This is a genomic window from Microbacterium testaceum StLB037 (genome assembly GCF_000202635.1).
Classification (GTDB): Bacteria; Actinomycetota; Actinomycetes; order Actinomycetales; family Microbacteriaceae; genus Microbacterium; species Microbacterium testaceum_F.
Map to the genome: position 1 here is coordinate 1,348,303 of NC_015125.1, position 14,893 is coordinate 1,363,195.

A 14,893-nucleotide genomic window follows, 5' to 3' on the forward strand; every position below is an offset into this window, starting at 1 on the left:
GAGCCCTCTTCCGTCAGTCCCGACCGACCGCGTCGGCCAGAATCCGGCCGATCACCGGGGTGAACTTGAAGCCGTGGCCGGAGAACCCCGCGCCGATGACGACGGGTCCCACGCGGTCGAGCACGAAGCGCGAGTCGGGCGTCGACGTGTAGGTGCAGGTGATCTCGCGGAAATCATCGGCATCGACGCCGGGCAGCCACTCGCGGGCGTACCGCACGAGGGCCGCGGTCAGGTCGGGGTCCGGCGTGAAACGGCGTCGGTCGGGGTCGATCTCGGGCCCCGCCGCATGCCATCCGGCCTTCACCCCTTCGCCGGGGGTGAGCATGCCGTAGATCCCCGCGGGGAACCACGCCGTCTCCGCCCCGCCGGGCGCCGGCAGGTGGTTGAGCCCCGGCCACGGCGCCGTCACGTCGCGCGGTGCGAAATGCGCCGGCTGCTCCTGCGTGACTCGGAGCCGGGGCAGCGCGCTCGCGGCATCCGTCGTCCCCAGCACACGCGTGGTCCACGCGCCCGCGGTCACCACCACCCGCCGCGCCCGCACCGCCCGCTCGCCGGTGTCGGAGACCGCGCGGAACTCCACGCGATCGTCGTCACGCACCGCGAGATCCTCGACCCGCGTCCGCGCGTGCACGCGACCACCCGCGGCCACGGTGCGCGAAAGCAGCGCGGCGACCGACGCGTCGGCGTTCAGGCGTCCCGCGTCGGGGGTGAACAGCGCAGGACCGTCGAAGCGGATGCCGGGCCACCGCCGCCCCGCTTCGCCGGCGTCGAGCATCTCGGCACCGAAACCGCCCGCGCGGATCGCCGCGGCAGCGCCGGCAAGATCACGGCCACCACCGTGGTTCACGATGCCCGTGACCTCGAGGAGCGCCGTCGCACTCTCGTCTTCGAGCTCCCGCCAGAGCACCCGCGCCTCGCGCAACCAGGCGAGATAGTCGGGCTCGTCGTAGGTGACGTTGAAGTTGCGCGAGGCACCGTGCGACGCGCCGCGCACGTGACCGGGCTCGAACTGCTCGAACACCTCCACCGACACCCCGCGCCGCGAGAGGTGCCACGCGGTCGCGGCGCCCATCGCGCCCGCGCCGATGACGGCGACGTCGACCTGCTCGGCGCTCACGCGCGAACCGGGGTCAACGTCTTGGCGAAGCAGCGCGAAGCGGCGAACCGCACGTACGGCGCGAAGGTGGCGATCGGGTGGTAGCCGATGCGCTCGTACAGCGCGATCGCCTCCGGCTGGCGGTCACCGGTCTGCAGGATCAACCGCGCTGCCCCGCGCTCGATCGCGAGGTCTTCCAACGCGGCCATCAGGGCACGGCTGGCGCCGCCGCCGCGCGCGTGCCGGTGCACGAAGACGCGTTTGACCTCGAGCTCGTCGCCCAGGGCGCGCAGCGCCGCATGCCCGACCGCCTCACCCCTCGCGTCGAGGACGAGCACGACCTCGACGATCGTGGCGGGGTCGACGGCGAAGTCCTGTGCGAGCAGGGCCGCGGTCTCGTCGTCGAACGAGGCGAAGACCTCGGCGTAGCGCGGCGAGATCTCGTCATCCATCGCGGCACGCAGAGCCACCGCGCGCTCGTCGGACCACGCGACCCGTTCGATGGTCCAGGGGCCCCGCGTCGCCGTCATCCCGTCAGTATCGTCCGGCCCGTGCGGCACCGCCGAAGAGGGGGAAACGCCCGGTAACACGAGCGCCGTGCCCGCCGTCGGGCCACCAGAGGGGATGCCATCGGCCGCGCGTCGGCGCGAAGACCAGCACGCCACGGCGAGAGCCGCCAGCACCGCCGCTGCGCACACGAGGATGGCGACCCGCAACGATCCCGTGGTCGGTCCGGCGCCCGCGCCCAGCAGCACTCCGGTCGCGAGGGCGACGAAGAACGTCGCCGAGAGGCGCTGGGTCAGCTGGAGGAACGAGGCCGCGACCCCGTGCAGGGTCGGCGGGGCGAACCCGAGGGTGACGGCCCGCAGGGTCGGCTCGACGAGGCCGCCGGCGACGCCCATCGCGATCTGGATCGCCACGACCGCGGCGAACAACGCGCCGGACTCCGCCACGAGAGTCACCACGAGCAGGGCCAGGAGGCAGGCGAACTCGATGGCCAGGCCCGCCGGGATCGCCGTCGACCCGAATCGCGCGAAGATCGCCCCGCTCGCCCGCGACGTGATCAGCCGGGCGAGGGATGCGGGCACGAGACACGCGGCGAGGAGAAGGGCCGGCAGCTGCTGGGCCTGCAGGAAGAAGACGGTGACGACGGTCGACAGGGCGAGCAGGCTCCCGAACCAGAGCAGGGCCACGACGTTGCCCGCCACGAACCCTCCGGAGCGCAACAGGGCCGGGGCGAAAAGGGGCAGTCGTCCGCGACGCGCGTACGCGCGCTCCCACACCACCAGTGCCACCGCGAGGACGGCGACCGCCCCGAACGTGCCGGCAGCGAGGGCGGGCGGCATCCCGGGATCGATCACCGGGAGGGTCACCGCGACCACGATGGCACCGAGCAGAGCGATCCCCGGGAGATCGAGACCGGCGGTCAGCTGCGCGGGCCGCGAGCGGGGCAGGAAGCGCAGGCCGCGCCAGATCGCCACGGCCGCGAACGGCACCGGCGTGAGCAGCACGGCGCGCCACCCCACCCCGGGCGGGAGCACGGCCAAGAGGATGCCGCCCGCGAGCGGACCGACGATCGCGGCGAGAGCGCCGACCGCGCTGTAGGCGCCGAGGGCGCGCACGCGAGCCGTTCCGTGGGATGTGTCCTGGATGATGCCGAGCACCTGGGCACTGATGAAGCCCGCCCCGAGGCCTTGCGCGAAGCGCCCGGCGACGAGAAGCCACACCGTCGGGGCGAGGGCGGAGGCGATCGCCCCGACGAGGAAGACGAGCATTCCCCCCACGAACAGCCCGCGACGCCCGAACGCGTCGCCGAGACGCCCCGCGGGCACCAGCCCCAGTCCGAACGTCAGCGAGTACGCGGCGAGGAACCACTGCACGCCGGAGGTCGTGGCATCCAGAGTCGAGACGACCGTCGGCGCGGTGTAGGCGACCATGGTCGCGTCGAGCAGCGTGGCGAAGCCCGCGGCGAGGCAGCACGACAGCGCCGCCCTCGCGGCCACCGGGTCCGAGGCGGGCGGCGGGCTCTCCGCCGCTCGGGTCACGGCGCCGCGCCTGCGAGCGCCGGCGCAGCGCGCTCCTCCGCGGCGCCGCCGGACGGGCGCGCGCCCGCCGGGTCGGCATCCGTCCACAGCGTCGTCGGCAGCTCGCGGCGCAGGACCGGGATCACCTCGGTCGCGAAGCGTTCGAGGATCTCGAGCTGCTGCGCGAACGGCACGGTCGTCGGCAGACTGACGGACTGCAGGTCGTGGCCGAGCCGGTTATGGAAGGTGCCGATCTTGTCGATGATCTGCTGCGCGGTGCCGACCAGCGCGGGACCCTCGGCGACGGCGTGGTGGATGTCGCGGAACGGGGTGTTGTTTCCCGGCACGTTGGTCGCCGCGACGATGGCCTCGTAGACGGGGCCGTACTGCTCGATCGCCTCCTGACTCGTGTCGGCGAGGAACAGCGCACCCGCTCCCGCCCCGACGTAGGCCGTGCGCGGGTCGTGCCCGTGGCGGGCGTACTCGTCGCGATAGTGGTCGACGAGCACGCCGTAGTTCTGCAGGGGCTGGATCGCGTTGGCGCTGAAGAGCGGGTCGCCGTGTCGCGCGGCCAGTGCCGCCGAGAACAGCGTCGTCGCGGAACCGTGCCACACGCGCGGCGGGCCGTCGAAGGGACGCGGCAGGGTGGTCGTCGCCCGCAGCGGGCGGGTGAATTCGCCGCCGGGCCAGTCGAGTTCTTCGGTCCGCCAGAGCGCCCGCAGCAGCTCGTACTTCTCGGCGAGCAGCTCCCACTGATCGTCGATCTCGAGACCGAACAGCGGGAACTGCGCGACCTCGTTGCCCTTGCCGATCGTGAGTTCCACGCGACCGCGCGAGAGCTGGTCGATCGTGGCGTAGTCCTCCGCGACCCGCACCGGGTCGAGCACCGAGAGCACCGTGACCCCGGAGTTCAGCCGCACGCGCGAGGTGCGCGCGGCGATCGCACCGAGGACCACGGTCGGCGACGACGAGAGGAAGCGCCCCGCGTGGCGCTCGCCGACGCTTACCGCGTCGAACCCGAGCTCCTCGGCCCGCACGGCCGCCTCGACCGTCTGCGCGAAGCGGTCGGCCGGGCTCACCTGCTCGCCGGTCAGCGGGTTCGCGTAGAACGGGATGATGTCGAGCAGCTGGAACTTCATGCGGTGTCTCCTTCGGGCTCGATGCCGTTCGCGGTGACGCCGCCGTGGGCTCGCGAGAGCGGGGTCTTCTCCCCCGCCTCGATGCCGATCGGCAGGCGGTTCTCGGCCGGCGGCAGCGGGCAGGTCGCGAAGTCGGTGTAGGCGCACGGCAGGTTGACGGCGCGGTTGAAGTCGAGGACCGTCCGGCCCTCGGCATCCGGTTCCGAGACCGACAGGGAGCGGTTCGCCGCGTAGGTGGTGAGGCCGCTCGTGGCATCCGTGAAGAGCACGTTCAGCGTGCCGGGGACGTGCCCCGGGAAGGCGACGAGGCGGAAGGTCTCGCCGCGCAGCTCGAACTCGAGATACCCCGGCGACTCGTACACGTGCGACAGTCCGCCGACCGCCGCGCCCACCTCGTGCGGTCGCGGAGCGGCGTAGCGGACGAAGCGCGCCTCGACCCGCCATCGCGGGTTCGGGACGTACGTGGGCGTGCCCGCGTAGGCCCGGAGGAACGGGAAGTCGGGTCGACGGGGACGCAGGATGTCGCGGCCGCCGCGGCGCGCCACCTCGATGACGCCTCCGTCGAAGCCGACCGTCACTCCGCCCCGCTCGGGGATCGGCCCGAACTCATGTCTGCCGGTGATCGTCGCGCCGTCGACCCGAAGGGACTCCCCCTCGGCCAGCTCGACGACCGGACCGTCCGCGGAGGTATGCCAGCTGCCCGGGATGCCGGGGAACGAGCGCGTGCTCTCGGCGAGCCAGAACAGCGCCGTCACCGCGAGGAAGCCGTGCGGGTCGGCCCGGCGCTCCTCGTGGGCGCGGTGCCAGTCCTCCCAGTCGCGGGCGAACTGCGCGCGGTCGAGGGGTGCCTGCGTCGTGATGCTCATCGTCGTGCCGCCGCTCACAGGGCCGCCGCGAGAGCGGCTTCGGGCAGCGGGAGGCCGAGGTTGTCACGCAGCGTGGTGCCCTCGTAGTCGGTGCGCAGCGACCCGCGCTCCTGCAGCAGCGGCACGACCCGGTCGACGAACTCGTCGAGCCCCGACGGCACGACGTGCGAGCCGAGGACCACACCGTCACCTCCGCCCTCCTGCACGAACGTGTCGAGCTGGTCGGCGACCTGTTCGGGAGTGCCGACGTACTGGGGTCCGCGGGCGACCGCGCGCGCGAGCCCGCGGAGCGTGAGCCCGCGCTCCTCGGCCAGATCCCGCCACTGACGCACGGTCTGGAATCGGTCCTGGAAGATGAACGCGCGCCCCTGGATGAAGGCCGGAGCTTCGGGGTCGGGATCGATGTTGGGCACGGGACCGTCGAGGTCGTACGCCGACAGATCGCGGTTCCACACCTGCTCGAACGTCACCCGGATGGTGCGGTCGCTGAGCTGCTGCTCGAGGATGTGTCGCGCCTTCTCCTCGGCATCCGCTCGACTGTCGCCGAGGACGAACCCGGCGGAGGGCAGGATCTTCACGTGCTCGGGGTCGCGGCCGAACCGGGCCGCGCGCTCGCGGATGTCGTCGCGGAACGCCTTGCCGTCCGTGAGGCTCGAGTACGGCGAGAAGATCGCGTCGGCCGTGGATGCCGCGAAGTCGCGGCCCTGCGGAGACACCCCGGCCTGCACGATGACCGGGCGGCCCTGCGGGCTGCGCGGAACGGTGAAGCGCCCCTCGATGTCGAACTGCGAGCCGTGGTGCGAGAACTCCCCCGCGCGCGGGTCGCGGAGGAAGACCCCGGCGTCCTTGTCGGCCGCGATGGCGTCGGCGGCCCACGAGTCCCACAGCTCGCGGACGGTGGCGACGGTCTCCTCGGCGCGGACGTACCGGTCGGCGTGCGGGAGGAACCCGCCCCGGCGGAAGTTCGCGCCCGTGTAGGCGTCGAACGAGGTGACCACGTTCCACCCCGCGCGGCCGCCGGAGAGATGGTCGAGGCTCGCGATCTGGCGGGCCAGCTCGTAGGGCTCGTTGAAGGTGGCGTTGAGCGTGCCCACGAGACCCAGATGTTCGGTGACCGCGGCGATCGCGGCGAGCACCGGCAGGGTGTCGGGGCGTCCGGCGATGTCGTGGTCGAAGATCCGGCCGTCGCGGGCACGCAGCGCGAGCCCCTCGGCGAGGAAGAAGTAGTCGAAGCGGCCGCGTTCGGCGGTCTGCGCCACGTGGCGGAAGGTCGAGAACGCGATCTGGCTCCCGGCATCCGGGTGCTCCCAGGCGGTGTGCTCGTTCACGCCGCCCACGTAGGCGGCGAGGATGATTCGCTTGCGCTCGGTCATGGTGGTCTCGTCCTTTCAGGCGACGGGGGTGGCGTAACGACTGGGGAGGCCCACGGGGAGGCCGAGGCGCCCGCGGAGGGTCGTGTGCGTCGACGGTGCGGCGAGCCCGCGGCGACGCAGCTCGGGCACGAGATCGTCGGCGATGCGGGGCAGGTCGTCGGTCACCACGCCCGGGCGGAGCCGCACCCCGGCGTAGCCGGCCGCGACGAGGTCGTCGATCACGTCGGCGACGGTGGATGCCGAACCGGCGACGATCCGGGCATCGGAGACGAGCGGTCGGCCGAGGCCGTCGAGACGGGCGAGACGCGCCTCGGCTGCCTCCCCCGGTGCGTCGAGCAGGACGACGAGATCGGCGACGACCCGCAGGGCCTCGCCCTCGCGACCGACCTCCCGCTCGGCCGCGCGCACCTCGTCGAGGATGCCGCGGGCGTGACCCGTGTCGGCGGGGGTGACGAAGACCAGGTCGGCGGCCCGGGCGGCCAGGCGGTAGGGCACCGCGGCGTGGGCGAGGGCGGCCACGACCGGTTGCCCCTGCGGCGGGCGCGGGGTGATGGAGGGTCCGCGCACCGAGAAGAAGCGACCCTCGAAGTCGATGCGGTGCACCTTGTCGGCATCCAGGAACCGGTCGGTCGCGGCGTCGCGGATCTCGGCGTCGTCCTCCCAACTGTCCCAGAGCCGACGCACGACCTCGACCGCGTCGGCGGCCTCGTCGAACGCGTCGTCGACGAAGGCGCGGAACGCCGGGTCATCGACGGCGACATCGCCCGGGTGAGCACGACGGCCCACGTGTGCGGCCTCATCGGCGCGCGCCGACACCTTCACCTGGAACCCCGCGCGGCCCTCGCTGACGTAGTCGAGCGTCGCGACGGCCTTGGAGACGTGGAACGGCTCGGTGTGCGTCACCGTCGCGACGGGGATCAGGCCGATCCGCTCCGTGAGCGGGGCGACACGCGACGCGATGAGCACCGCGTCGAGCCGACCGCGCACCTCGTCGGTGCGCTCGTCGCCGGTGAGGAACCGCTCGGACTGCAGGGCGAGCGAATCCTCGATGGTGACGAAGTCGAGGTCACCCCGTTCGGCGGTGCGGACGAGGTCGACCCAGTAGTCGGCGGTGAAGAGGGCGCCGGGCCGCGCGGAGGGCTCGCGCCACGCGGCGGGATGCCAGCCGGCGCCCTCGAGGGCGACGCCGAGGGAGAACGGATGCGATGAGATCATGATGCGCTCCTAGCGGGTGGGCGGGGTCAGTCGTTCTTCCAGGCGGCCACGAGCGAGTCCAGGCGCGAGTCCGCGCCGAGGCTCACCGCGTGCACCGACTCCTGGGTGCCGAGGATGGAGGTGAGTTCGTGCACCGGGATCTGGTACACCTGGCTCGCGATGCGCGCCTGCGCCTGAGCGAGCACCGCGTCGCGCGCGGTCGGGTCGCTGGTGGCGAGCTGCTGCTGCAGGAGCGTCTCGAGGGCGGGGTCGTCGATGCGGTATCGCGTGGTCGCCTTCGAGAAGGTGGTGCGCAGCACGTCGCCGTCGGCGCGGGAGAGGTTCCCCCACACGAGGTCGAAGTCGCCGTTCTTCTGCGCTTCGAGGAAGTCGGGCACGGGACCGCTCTGCAGCTGCAGGTCGACGCCGACGGCCTTGAGCTCCTGCTGGATGAGCTCGAGGGAGGTCTGGTTGGGCCCGAAGTTGGTGATCCACCAGAGCTTCAGCTGCAGCTTCGCGCCGTCCTTCTCGCGGATGCCGTCGGCTCCGGCCTTCCATCCCGCGGCATCCAGCAGCTTCCCCGCGCGAGCAGGGTCGTACGCGAGAGCGGCGCTCTGGTCGGCGTAGCCGGGCGTGTTCTTCGCCAGGACACTCGTGGCGATCGCGAACGAGTCATTGAGGGCGGTGTCGCGCACGGTCTTCGCGTCGATCGCGGCCGCGATCGCCTGACGGACGGAGAGGTCGGCGACGATCGGATGCGAGAGGTTGAACGAGATCCCGAACGTGACGCCGGGGTTGCCCCGCGACACCAGCGGATACCCCGCCTGCTCGATCGAGGCCACATCGCCCGGCTGGATGCCGCCGGCCACGTCGACCTGGTCGGAGGTGAGGCTGCCGGTGCGCACGCCCGCCTCGGGCACGATCTGGAAGGTGACGGTGTCCAAGCGCGCGCGACCGGCGTTGCCGAGCGCCGCAGGGCCCCAGGCGTAGTCCGCACGCGCGGTGAGCGCCGTCGCGGTGTCCTTCGTGTAGCTCTTCAGCGTGAAGGGACCGCTGCCGACGACCGCCGCCCCGTCGGCTCGCTGGTCGTACGGGACCGTGAGGGTCGCGTCCCCCACGATGCCCAGTGCCACGGATGCCGTGGAGTTCGGGAACGCGGCGTTCGGCGCCGAGAACCGGACGCGGGCGGTGTGCGCGTCGACGACGTCGGTCCCGGCGTAGCCGACGAAGCTGCTCACCGCCTGGCTCAAAGCCCCGGCCGCGACGATGTCGTCGAACGTCGCCTTGACGTTGGCGGCGGTGAACGGCGTGCCATCCGAGAAGGTCACGTCGTCGCGCAGCGCGAAGGTGAACTCCGTCGCGTCGGCATTGGAGGTGTACGACGTCGCCAGCCACGGGTCGAGGGCACCCGTCTCCGGGTTCTGGTACAGCAGAGAGTCCACGAGCTGACGGGTGACGTACAGGGTGTCGTTGCCGGAGCCGGTCCCGGAGGGGTTCAGCGAGATCGGGTCGTTCGCGATCGCGAACGTCAGGTCGCCGCCCTGGACGGGTTCGGTGGATGCCGCGGTGCCGGGGCCGGCGGCGGTGCTCCCGCAGGCGGTCAGGACGAGGGCCGCGGTCACGGCGAGGGCCGCCGCGAAAGTGGTGCGTCGGATGGTCATGGTGCTCCTCAGGCGGAAGGGGTGAGTGACGGGAGAGAGCGTCCGGGAATGGCATCCAGGAGCGAGCGGGTGTAGTCGTGGGCGGGCGAGGTGAAGACGTGGTCGACGTCGCCGATCTCGACGAGACGCCCGCGGCGCATCACTCCCACGGTGTGGGCGATCTGGCGCACCACCGCGAGGTCGTGCGAGATGAACAGGTAGCCGAGCCCTTTCTCGCGCTGGATCTCGGCGAGAAGGGTGAGGATCTGGTGCTGGATCGACACGTCGAGGGCCGACACCGGCTCATCCAGCACGAGCAGCTCCGGCTCGATGGCCAGCGCCCGGGCGATCGCGACGCGCTGACGCTGCCCACCCGACAGGTCGGCCGGCCGACGCCGCAGCGCGGAGGCGGGCAGCGCGACGAGGTCGAGCAGTTCTGCGGCGCGAAGGCGCCGCTCGGCCCGCGAGCCGACGCCGAACGCGCGGAGCGGGTCGGTGACGATCGTCTCGACGCTCCACCGCGGGTTCAGCGCCGCGTAGGGGTTCTGCTGCACGAGCTGCACCCGGCGCCGGAGCTCGCGCAGCGGCCGACCGCTGAGCGCGGTCACGTCGATGCCGTCCACGCGGACGCTCCCCGCGGTCGGGTCGGTCAGGCGCAGGGCCAGACGCGCCGTCGTGGTCTTGCCCGAACCCGACTCGCCGACGAGGGCGAGGGTGCGGCCCCGCTCGAGGCGGAAGCCGACCCCGTCGACGGCGCGCTGCACCGCTTCGCCGCCGGGGAGGACGAACTCCTTCACGAGGCCGTCCACCTCGAGCACGGGAACGACGGATGCCGGAGAGTCGCCGCCGCGGACGGGCCCGCCGCGGACGACCCCGACGCGGACCGGCCCGCCGGCGGCGTCGCGGCGCAGGCCGGCGGCATCCGGTGTCGACGTGTTGAGGCTCGGGGCCGCGGCGATGAGTCGCCGCGTGTACGGATGCCGCGGGGAACCCAGCACCTCGGCGGGCGTCCCCTGCTCGACGATGCGTCCCTCCGTCATCACGACGATGCGGTCGGCGCGGTCCGCCGCGACGCCGAGATCATGCGTGATGAGCAGCAGACTCGCCCCGCGCTCGCGCTTCAGGACGTCGAGGTGGTCGAGGATCTGCCGCTGCACGGTGACGTCGAGGGCGCTCGTCGGCTCGTCGGCGATGATCAGGGCGGGGTCGCCGATGATGGCGATCGCGATGAGCACGCGCTGACGCATGCCACCCGACAGCTCGTGCGGGTACTGCCGCGCGCGGACGGCCGCGTTGGGCAGCCCCGCGCGCTCCAGCGCCTCGACCGCACGGACGGCCGCGGTGCGGCGGTCGGCGAGACCGTGCGCGCGCAGCACTTCAGCGACCTGGTCGCCGATGCGCACGACCGGGTTCAGGCTGACCGTCGGATCCTGCGGCACGAAGCCGATGCGGCGCCCGCGCACGGATCGCAGTCGCCGGTCGGATGCCGCGACGAGGTCCTGTCCGTCGAAACGAACCGCCCCCGCGCGGATGCGCGCGGCCGCGGGCAGCAGGCGGATGATCGCGTGCACCGTCGTGGACTTGCCCGATCCGGACTCCCCCACGATGGCGACGGTCTCCCCCGGCTCCACCGCGAGGCTCACCTCGCGCACCGCGTCGATGTCTCCGCGCGCGGTGCGGTAGGCGACCGCGAGGCCGTCGATCTCGAGGAGGCTCATCGGCGTGCCCGTCCGTCCGCGTCGAGGCCCCGCGAGAGGCGATTGGCGGCCAGCACGGTCACGGCGATCGTGAGACCGGGGAGAGCGGTGAGCCACCACGCGGTGCGCAGATAGTCACGGCCGCCCGAGACGAGGGCGCCCCACTCGGGGGCGGGCGGCGGTGCGCCGTAACCGAGGAAGCTCAGGGCCGAGACGGCGAGGATCGCCGTGCCGAACTCGAGCACCGCGAGCACGAGGACCGGCGCGATCGCGTTCGGCAGCACGTGGCGGAGCAGGACCGCCGTCCACCCGTTGCCCGAGGCGCGCGCGGCCTCGATGTACGGGGCGCTGCGCACCCGCAGCACCTCCGAGCGGAGGACCCGCGCGACCGATGCCACGCTGGCGATCCCCACGGCGACCGCGACGTTGACGGTGCCGAATCCCAAGGCCGTGATCACGGCGAGCGACAGCAGCAGCCCCGGGATCGCCAGCAGCACGTCGGCGACCCGCATGAGGACGGCATCCGTCCGCCCGCCGACGAACCCGCTCACCAGCCCCACCGCCGACCCCACGGCCACGCCCACACCCACCGCGATCGCGGCGGCCGACACGGTCAGGGCCGTGCCGTGAACGACGCGGGTGTAGAGATCGCGACCCAGCTGGTCGGTGCCGAACCAGTGCCCCCACGACGGCGGCTGCAGGTTCTCGGCGGGCGTGCCACCGAGGGGGTCGCCCGGGGCGAGCACCGCGGGCCAGAGGGCCGCCACGACGACGATGAGCAGCCACAGGATCGAGGCCGCCACGAGAGGCCGTCGAACGACCGACGGAAGACGCGGGCGACCGGATGCCGGCTCCCCGGCGCCGCGCGCGACGACGGCGTCCTCGAAGCGGTCGGCGGCGGTCGCGGCGAAGACGTCGTCGGACGTCTGCGCCCGTTCGGAGACGAGGGCCACGGTCTCGGACATCAGATCACCACCTTCTCGAGGGGCGCGGAGGCGTCGGCATCCGCGGTCCGGGGAACAGCCGCCGCCCGACGACGGGCGCGGCGCGGGGAGCCGGAGCTCAGCACGATGCGCGGGTCGAGGAGCGGGTAGACGAGGTCGACGGCGAGGGTCGTGAGCACGAAGACGGCTGCGGCGAAGAGCACGATGCCCTGTACGACCGGGACGTCCTGCTGCTGCACCGCTTGCGCGGTCACCCGGCCGATGCCCGGCCGCGAGAACACCGTCTCGGTCACGACGGTCCCCGACAGCAGCTGCCCGACCACGAGACCGGTGACCGTGAGGGCGGGGAGAGCGGCATTGCGCAATGCGTGCGCCAGGTGCACGCGCACCCTGGTCGCGCCCTTCGCCCACGCGGTGTCGATGTAGGGCTCGCCGAGCGTCGTCGCCAAGCTCTTCGACAGCAGCTGCGCGATCGCGGCGCTCGTCGGGATCGCCAGCGTGATCGCCGGCAGGACGAGCGAGACGAAGCCCTTGTCACCCATCGCGGGGAACAGCGGGATCTGGAAGGACAGCCCCTGGATCAGCACCAGTCCGAGCCAGAACGAGGGCACAGCGACACCGAGCGGCGGCAACCCGAGCAGGAAGGCCGACAGGCGCCGCGAGCGGGTGAAGGTCGCGGCGATCGCGATGCCCGCGCCGAGCAGCACCGCCACGACGAGCGCGAGACCGGCGAGCTGCGCCGTCGGCGGGATCGCCTCGCCGATGACCGCGGCGACCGGACGGCCGGTCGAGATCGAGGTGCCGAGGTCACCCGACAGGATGCCGCGCAGGTGCAGCAGGTACTGCACCCAGAGCGGTTGGTCGAGCCCGTAGCGCTGACGCAGGTCGTCGAGCTGCGCGGGCGAGATGTCGGTGGCATCCCCTCCCGCCAAGAGCGCCACGGGATCGCTCGGCAGCGCGTACAGCACGAGGAACGACAGGGTGTAGGCCGCCCACAGCACGAGGACGGCCTGGGCGAGCCGGGAGACGATGTAACGGGCGAGGAGAACGCGGGACGCGGTGGGCGTGCTCATGCGGATGTCCTCTCTGCGGGGCGGAGGTGCCGCGGCGGTATCCGTCGGCACCCACAGAGAGATTGCGTCGCACGCCCCGAGCACGTCGAACGGGGCGAAACGTGATGTCGTGCACCGTCATCGACCGTCGTCCGTCTTCACGCGAGGTCACATACGGCGCGTTTCGTTGCACACGAGCCGGCTGGGCCTACACGTCCGCGAGCTCGGGACATCTCGCTCAGCAGACCGCGGCGGCGGCCGGAGACGGAGGGATCCCTGCTCTCACCCCTCAGGTGGGCTGAAAGCCCCTCGCCCGGCGAAGACGCGCCGACACGCGGCGCTCGATCGGCGTCAGCCGCGCGATGCCTTCCTCGTCGCATTGCGGCGGATCAGGCCGAAGATGAGCGTCCCCACGAACAGCACGATGCCGACGATGGCCAACCAGAGGAGGCCCTCGAAGGCGAATCCGACGATGGCGAGGATGGCCCAGAGGACGAGGAGTACGAGGAAAGTCTTCATGTGAGGACCCCTTCTTTTCGGCGGTGCGTCAGTGGATGCGGAGCTGAGATACGAGCGGGCACGCGAACGGGTCGCGAGCGGCGAGCCCGACGTCGTTGAGGTAGCGCACGACGAGGGCATAGGAGTGCGAGAGGGAGGTCTCGGTGTACGGGACCCCGAGCTTCTGACAGTGCTCGCGCACGAGCAGTCGCGCCTTCTTCAGCGCAGGACGGGGCATGGAAGGGAAGAGATGGTGCTCGACCTGATAATTGAGGCCACCCATGAGGAACGACACCCACCAGCCACCGCGAATGTTGCGGCTGGTGAGGACCTGCCGGGAGAAGAAGTCGACTTTCGCATCGGGAGCGATGGTCGGCATTCCTTTGTGGTTGGGGGCGAAAGAGGCGCCCATCATCACACCGAACACGGCGAGCTGCACCCCGAGGAAAGCGAGCGCGAGGCCCAGGGGCAGAAGAGAGAAGATCGCGGTGAAGTAGAGCCCGAACCGCAGAACGAGGAGCACCCCTTCCAGCGCCCGCCCTCGAGGATCGGGGCGGTCCTGCGCACCGCGCAGGACCGACATCACCGCGTGTCGGTGCAGGTTCACGCCCTCCAGCGTCAGCAGCGGGAAGAACAGCCATCCCTGAAAGCGCACGAGCCGGCGCCACACTCCCGTCGTGCGCGCAGCATCCTCGGGGATGAACACGATGGTATCCGGGTCGATGTCCGGGTCCTTACCGAGAGTGTTCGGGTTGCCGTGGTGGCGGGTGTGCTTGTTCATCCACCACGAGTAGCTCAAACCCACCAGGAAAGTGCCGAGATAGCGGCCCGCACGGTCATTCCACACGCGCGAGTCGAAGATCTGCCGGTGCGCTGCCTCGTGCGACAAGAACGCGAACTGGGTGAACAGGACGCCCAACGCCGCAGCGACGAGCAACTGCCACCAGGAATCACCCAGCAGCACGAAAACGACGCCGCATCCGACCGTCGCCGAGAGCAGGGCTGAGAACAGTGCCCAGTAAAACCCTCGGCGTCGCTGCAGCAGGCCTGCACTTTTCACCTCCGCCAGAACAGCCGTGTACGTCGAGGTCCCCCCGATCCGCGGTTTGCCTGTCCCCCCGGTGGTCCGAACGTCGGCAGCGACGATTTCCTCCGCTGTCACGGTTGTCATTTCCTCCTTCGTGCGCCGCACGGAGCAGCGTCGGCCGGCGCACTCAGCGCGCGGCGAATCGGTGTGGCGACACGGCCCGCGTTCCGACGGATCCTCGCCGCGCCGGGCGTGCACGACAGGGCGCGAGCCCGCGTATTCGCGCGGAGCGGGCGAAGAACGGCATGCATCCGGGTACCCCTGGTCGTCATCGGAATCGAGA

At 71.9% G+C, this 14,893-nt stretch carries 12 protein-coding genes; all 12 read right to left on the reverse strand.

Annotated features, from left to right (window positions below):
• Nucleotides 1-13: 13 nt before the first annotated feature.
• Nucleotides 14-1,117, reverse strand: a complete 1,104-nt coding sequence (locus tag MTES_RS06210; protein WP_013584365.1) for an FAD-dependent oxidoreductase — start codon at nucleotides 1,115-1,117, stop codon at nucleotides 14-16.
• Nucleotides 1,114-3,141 (reverse strand): MFS transporter, encoded by a 2,028-nt coding sequence (locus tag MTES_RS18410; RefSeq protein WP_013584366.1) that lies wholly within the window; start codon nucleotides 3,139-3,141, stop codon nucleotides 1,114-1,116. Before MTES_RS18410 ends, MTES_RS06210 begins: the two co-directional genes overlap by 4 nt.
• Entirely contained in the window at nucleotides 3,138-4,259 is a 1,122-nt protein-coding gene (locus tag MTES_RS06220; protein WP_013584367.1) for an LLM class flavin-dependent oxidoreductase, read from the reverse strand. The genes MTES_RS18410 and MTES_RS06220 overlap by 4 nt, the downstream gene beginning before the upstream one ends.
• Nucleotides 4,256-5,125 (reverse strand): DUF1684 domain-containing protein, encoded by an 870-nt coding sequence (locus MTES_RS06225; protein ID WP_013584368.1) that lies wholly within the window; start codon nucleotides 5,123-5,125, stop codon nucleotides 4,256-4,258. The genes MTES_RS06220 and MTES_RS06225 overlap by 4 nt, the downstream gene beginning before the upstream one ends.
• A gap of 14 nt (nucleotides 5,126-5,139) precedes the next feature.
• Entirely contained in the window at nucleotides 5,140-6,498 is a 1,359-nt protein-coding gene (locus MTES_RS06230) for an NtaA/DmoA family FMN-dependent monooxygenase (RefSeq protein WP_013584369.1), read from the reverse strand.
• Nucleotides 6,499-6,513: 15 nt separating this feature from the next.
• Nucleotides 6,514-7,713, reverse strand: a complete 1,200-nt coding sequence (locus MTES_RS06235) for an LLM class flavin-dependent oxidoreductase (RefSeq protein WP_013584370.1) — start codon at nucleotides 7,711-7,713, stop codon at nucleotides 6,514-6,516.
• A gap of 26 nt (nucleotides 7,714-7,739) precedes the next feature.
• Complete coding sequence (locus MTES_RS06240) at nucleotides 7,740-9,353, reverse strand: ABC transporter substrate-binding protein (protein ID WP_013584371.1); 1,614 nt, start codon at nucleotides 9,351-9,353, stop codon at nucleotides 7,740-7,742.
• A gap of 8 nt (nucleotides 9,354-9,361) precedes the next feature.
• Complete coding sequence (locus MTES_RS06245) at nucleotides 9,362-11,050, reverse strand: dipeptide ABC transporter ATP-binding protein (protein WP_013584372.1); 1,689 nt, start codon at nucleotides 11,048-11,050, stop codon at nucleotides 9,362-9,364.
• The gene (locus tag MTES_RS06250; RefSeq protein ID WP_013584373.1) at nucleotides 11,047-11,994 is read right to left on the reverse strand and encodes an ABC transporter permease; all 948 of its coding nucleotides are present in this window, start codon (nucleotides 11,992-11,994) and stop codon (nucleotides 11,047-11,049) included. The genes MTES_RS06245 and MTES_RS06250 overlap by 4 nt, the downstream gene beginning before the upstream one ends.
• Complete coding sequence (locus MTES_RS06255; protein ID WP_013584374.1) at nucleotides 11,994-13,046, reverse strand: ABC transporter permease; 1,053 nt, start codon at nucleotides 13,044-13,046, stop codon at nucleotides 11,994-11,996. Before MTES_RS06255 ends, MTES_RS06250 begins: the two co-directional genes overlap by 1 nt.
• A 330-nt stretch (nucleotides 13,047-13,376) precedes the next feature.
• Nucleotides 13,377-13,544, reverse strand: a complete 168-nt coding sequence (locus MTES_RS19645; RefSeq protein WP_013584375.1) for a hypothetical protein — start codon at nucleotides 13,542-13,544, stop codon at nucleotides 13,377-13,379.
• Nucleotides 13,545-13,572: 28 nt separating this feature from the next.
• Nucleotides 13,573-14,694, reverse strand: coding sequence for a fatty acid desaturase family protein (locus MTES_RS06265; RefSeq protein WP_080575372.1), 1,122 nt, complete (start codon nucleotides 14,692-14,694; stop codon nucleotides 13,573-13,575).
• Nucleotides 14,695-14,893: the final 199 nt, after the last annotated feature.

Excerpts from the sequence above, each read along its gene's own strand:
- MTES_RS06220 (WP_013584367.1), bottom strand. The coding sequence starts at position 4,259 with ATGAAGTTCCAGCTGCTCGACATCATCCCGTTCTACGCGAACCCGCTG.
- MTES_RS06225 (WP_013584368.1), bottom strand. The coding sequence starts at position 5,125 with ATGAGCATCACGACGCAGGCACCCCTCGACCGCGCGCAGTTCGCCCGC.
- MTES_RS06230 (WP_013584369.1), bottom strand. The coding sequence starts at position 6,498 with ATGACCGAGCGCAAGCGAATCATCCTCGCCGCCTACGTGGGCGGCGTG.
- MTES_RS06235 (WP_013584370.1), bottom strand. The coding sequence starts at position 7,713 with ATGATCTCATCGCATCCGTTCTCCCTCGGCGTCGCCCTCGAGGGCGCC.
- MTES_RS06240 (WP_013584371.1), bottom strand. The coding sequence starts at position 9,353 with ATGACCATCCGACGCACCACTTTCGCGGCGGCCCTCGCCGTGACCGCG.
- MTES_RS06245 (WP_013584372.1), bottom strand. The coding sequence starts at position 11,050 with ATGAGCCTCCTCGAGATCGACGGCCTCGCGGTCGCCTACCGCACCGCG.
- MTES_RS06250 (WP_013584373.1), bottom strand. The coding sequence starts at position 11,994 with ATGTCCGAGACCGTGGCCCTCGTCTCCGAACGGGCGCAGACGTCCGAC.
- MTES_RS06255 (WP_013584374.1), bottom strand. The coding sequence starts at position 13,046 with ATGAGCACGCCCACCGCGTCCCGCGTTCTCCTCGCCCGTTACATCGTC.
- MTES_RS19645 (WP_013584375.1), bottom strand. The coding sequence starts at position 13,544 with ATGAAGACTTTCCTCGTACTCCTCGTCCTCTGGGCCATCCTCGCCATC.
- MTES_RS06265 (WP_080575372.1), bottom strand. The coding sequence starts at position 14,694 with ATGACAACCGTGACAGCGGAGGAAATCGTCGCTGCCGACGTTCGGACC.